This is a genomic window from Trebonia sp., assembly GCF_049794275.1.
In the GTDB taxonomy this organism is placed as follows: Bacteria; Actinomycetota; Actinomycetes; order Streptosporangiales; family Streptosporangiaceae; genus Trebonia.
In genome coordinates this window covers 1-4,070 of the sequence record NZ_JBARCR010000353.1, presented here as the reverse complement: position 1 = coordinate 4,070, position 4,070 = coordinate 1, and the positions used below count along the sequence as shown (strand labels likewise).

The following is a 4,070-nucleotide window of genomic DNA, read 5'->3' as shown; positions in this document are numbered from 1 at the left end:
GGACAAGCGCGCCGGCGCCCGCGGGCATGCCGCAATGGCTGCGGATCATGCTGCTGGCGGCGGGCCTGCTCATCGGGGCCGCCTTCCTGGCCGAACTGGTCCTGGCGATCGCCCGCAGGCGCCGTCGGCCCGCGGCCGCGAATGTCCAGCCCGAGAAGGCCCAATCCGAGAATGCCCAATCCGAGAATGTCCAGCCTGAGAACGCCATGACGGAGAGTGCCATGCCCGAGACCGTCAGCCCCAGCCCGCCGCGGAGCTGCAGGCGGTTCGTCCTCGCCGACTACGACCGCCTGGTCGTGACGCACAACAAGGCCGATGACATGGTCTGCGTGCTGCGCCCGCCCGGCGAGGATCCCAGGGCGATCCTGCGGGTCGCCCGCCTGGTCCTACCGGAGGATCCCTATGAGGAACTCGCCGAACAGCTCGGCGTGCCCGCGAGCTGGCCGATGGAGTGATGCGCTAAAGAGGAGGCGCGGTTCCGGAGCGATTCGACAAGCGCGGCGACGTGACGGCGGTCGTCGGGCGACAGCTCGTCGATGCTGGCGATCAAGAGCTCCCGCTCCCGGTCGTCCTGGCTCTGCTGTCCCGCCGGCGCCCGGTCGTAGTAGTGCAGCCCGGTCGACTCGGCCGCGGCGATACGGACCATCGAGACGGGCGCGCCGAGCCCTTTGGCGAGCGCGTCAATGGTGGCCGGGCGCGGCGGCCGGACCAGGTTCCGCGTGGTGGCGAGCGTGTAGACAGTGGACCGGGGCAGCCCCGCGCGGCGGGCGACCGCGCCATAGGACCAGCCCCGGTCCTGCAGCCGCTGATGAATCAGCCGCTGCAGCGGGTTCATGTTGTCTGGCGGTGCCAAGGCGGCATCCTCAGGGACGCCCGGCTTGTCGTCTGCGGCGTGCGCCGTCATGCCTATCAACCTAATCCTGCGGAGGGGCGGAGGGGTTCGTCGTGATTCTCACATTGACTTATCCGGCCAATCCATTGTACGGTAGTGAACGTACAGTTTGCACGTTGATTAACGTGCAAACAAGGAATGCCGAAGGAGGCTCCCGCGACTAGCCCCAGGAGGGCCTGCTGTGCGTGTCAATCGCGGGGACGCGTTCAGCCGGCTAGGGAGGGCCGCCCGGCCGTATCCGGGCGGCCCTCCCTCTGTGTGCCGCCCTCGCGCCGGTTACTCCGGCGCGGGGACGCGTTCAGCGGCTAGCCGGCGAAGTGCCAGTTCCGCGTACAGCGTGGCGCCGTCAGGAAGCACGTCATCGGTGAAGGCGGCCGTGGCCGAGTGGTTGGAGGGGGCCGTTTGCGGGTCCGTGCCCGGCGGGCAGGCGCCGAGCAGGACGAACGCCCCGGGGACCTCGTTGAGCACGTACGAGAAGTCCTCGGAGCCGGCCAGCGGCTCGGGCGGTGTGACGGCCCGGTCGGCGCCGAACAGGCCCGCCGCCGTCGCGGTCGCGAACGCCGCCTCGGCCGGGTCGTTGACCGTGACGGGGTAGCCGCCGGCGAAGTCCACGTCCGCGGTCAGGCCGTGGGCCTGGGCGATGTTCGTGACGAGGCGCACCGTCTCGTCACGGAGCCGTTGCCGCGATTCGTGGCTGAAGGAGCGGGCGGTCACGTAGAAGGTGGCGTCGTCCGGTATCACGTTGCGGACGGTCCCGGCGTGGAAGCTGCCCACCGTGACGACCACCGGGTCGAACACGTTGAACTTGCGGGTGACCATGGCGTGCAGCGCGGTGACCATCTCGCAGGCCGCGGGGATCGGGTCCATGGCCTGGTGCGGCGCCGAGCCGTGACCGCCGCGGCCGTGCACCGTGACGTCGATCGCGTCCATCGCGGCCAGGGCCGGGCCCGGCCGGGCCGCGAACACGCCGGCGTCATACATGCCGGAAAAGACGTGCAGCGCGTAGGCGGCCACCGGCGGCTCGCCCGCCGCGCCGAGCACGCCTTCGTCGATCATGATGCGGGCGCCGCCGCCGCCTTCCTCCGCCGGCTGGAACATGAAGATCACGTTGCCAGGGATGTCGGCCCGCTGTGCGGACAGCAGCCGCGCGGCACCGGCCAGCATCGTGGTGTGCAGGTCATGACCGCAGGCATGCATCGCCCCAGCGGTGCGGGACGCCCACGGCAGGCCGGTCGCCTCATGCACCGGCAGCGCGTCCATGTCGCCGCGCAGCAGCACCGTCGGCCCCGGCCTGCCGCCGCGCAGCACCGCGGTCACCGAACTGAGCTGCCTGCCCGGGGTGATCTCCAGAGGGAGCCCGTCCAGCGCGGCGAGCACCTTGCGCTGGGTCGCGGGCAGGTCATAGCCGATCTCGGGTTCCTGGTGGATGGCGTGCCGCAGCTCGGTAAGCTCACCGGCAATCTTGTCCGCTTCGTCGCGAATAGTCATCCCATGACCATATCCCCGGCCTTGCCGGGACCGGCGGTGGATGGTGGGGTGGGCAGGTGACCCGATCTCGCGCGATCGCGTACGCGACTGAGTATTTCGACTCTGGCGCGTTCCTGGCCGACCTGACCCGCCGGGTCGCGTTCCCGACGGAAAGCGGGCTGCCGGAGCGCCGCCTGGATTTGCACGCCTACCTCGGCCAGGAGATCGTCCCGGCGGCCGCCCGGCTGGGCGCCACGGCCCGGATAGCGGACAATCCCGGCGACGGCGGGCCGCTGCTGATCGCGCGCAGGCACGAGGCCGACGACCTGCCCACCGTGCTGACCTACGGTCACGCCGACGTCGTGACGGCCGAGCCGCACCGCTGGCGGCCTGGGCTCGATCCCTGGCGGGTCACGGTCGAGCAGGACCGCTGGTACGGCAGGGGAACCGCGGACAACAAGGGCCAGCACACCATCAACCTGGCGGCCCTGGAGCAGGTGCTGCGCGCCCGCGGCGGACACCTCGGCTTCAACCTGGTCATCCTCATCGAGACCAGCGAAGAGACCGGATCCGCCGGACTGAGCGAGTTCTGCACGCGACACCGCGACGAGCTGGCCGCCGACCTGCTCATCGCCTCGGACGGGCCGCGGGTGGCCGCCGGGCGTCCCACGGTCTTCCTCGGCGCACGCGGCTCGGCGGGGTTCACCCTGCGCGTCGCGCTGCGCGACCGGTCCTACCACTCGGGCAACTGGGGCGGCCTGCTCCGCAACCCGGCCACCGTGCTGGCCAGCGCGATCGCCTGCCTGGCCGACGGACGCGGGCGGATCCTCGTGCCCGCCCTGCGTACCCCGCCGATCCCGGCCGCGGTGCGGGACGCGCTGGCCGTCATCCAGGTCGGCGGCGGCCCCGGTGACCCGGACATCGACCAGGACTGGGGCGAGCCGGAACTCACCGCCGCCGAGCGGGTCATCGCAGGAAACACCCTGGAGGTGCTGTCACTCGCCGCCGGGAACCCTGATACCCCCGTCAACGCCATCCCCGGCGAGGCCCACGCGCACTGCAACCTCCGGTTCCAGCCCGGCACCGACATCGCCGGCCTGACCACCGCGATCCGCGCTCACCTGGACGACCACGGCTTCGGCATGGTCACCGTCGAGCCGGGAGGCGTCATGCACGCCTCCCGCACCGACCCCGGCAACCCGTGGGTCCAGTTCGCCCTGGCCTCGCTGGAACGCACCGAGGGCAGCCCGCCCGCGCTGCTGCCCAACCTCGGCGGCGGCCTGCCCAACGACGTCTTCACCGATCAGCTCGGGCTGCCGACCATCTGGATCCCGCACTCCTACCCGGCCTGCGCGCAGCACGCCCCCGATGAGCACCTGCTCGCCCCGCTCGCCCGCCAGGCCCTGCGCCTCATGGCGGGCCTGTTCTGGGATCTGGGCGAGCACGCGGGCGCTGGCCAGAGCTAGGCCGCCGAGGACTCTCTGAGCTGGCCGAAGTCGATGCCAAGCCAGGCGTTCAGGCCCGAGTAGCCGTCCGGGGTCACCGTGACGACCCGGCTGGCTTCGTGGCGGCGGAGCCAGTCGCGCCGCATGAGCTCGGCGGTCAGCGCGGCGCCGAGGGAACCGGCCAGGTGGTGGCGGCGTTCCGTCCAGTCCATGCAGGGGCGCAGCAGCGGCCGGGTGCGGCGCGGCACGGCGCCGACGTCGATGCC

Annotated in this window: 4 protein-coding genes and 1 pseudogene; 2 read left to right on the top strand and 3 right to left on the bottom strand. The window is 71.7% G+C overall.

Features of this window, described 5'->3' with window-relative positions:
- Positions 1 to 455, top strand: a 455-nt coding sequence (locus WA805_RS09770) for a hypothetical protein (RefSeq protein WP_425242176.1), incomplete at its 5' end; no start/stop codon positions are given.
- On the opposite strand, the gene WA805_RS09765 is transcribed toward WA805_RS09770, so the two are convergent.
- Both WA805_RS09765 and WA805_RS09760 read right to left on the bottom strand, forming a co-directional pair.
- Positions 401 to 904, bottom strand: a complete 504-nt coding sequence (locus WA805_RS09765) for a helix-turn-helix domain-containing protein (protein WP_425242175.1) — start codon at positions 902 to 904, stop codon at positions 401 to 403. The genes WA805_RS09770 and WA805_RS09765 overlap by 55 nt on opposite strands.
- Before the next feature lie 264 nt (positions 905 to 1,168).
- Positions 1,169 to 2,380, bottom strand: coding sequence for a M20 metallopeptidase family protein (locus tag WA805_RS09760; RefSeq protein ID WP_422288830.1), 1,212 nt, complete (start codon positions 2,378 to 2,380; stop codon positions 1,169 to 1,171).
- Between the two features lie 56 nt (positions 2,381 to 2,436).
- Here WA805_RS09760 and WA805_RS09755 point away from each other — a divergent pair, with 56 nt between their 5' ends.
- A complete protein-coding gene (locus WA805_RS09755) occupies positions 2,437 to 3,825 on the top strand; it encodes a M20 family metallopeptidase (RefSeq protein WP_422272653.1) in 1,389 nt (462 codons plus the stop codon).
- On the opposite strand, the pseudogene WA805_RS09750 reads toward WA805_RS09755, so the two are convergent.
- A pseudogene (locus WA805_RS09750) lies at positions 3,822 to 4,070 on the bottom strand (transcriptional regulator); the annotation flags it as partial. The gene WA805_RS09755 and the pseudogene WA805_RS09750 overlap by 4 nt on opposite strands.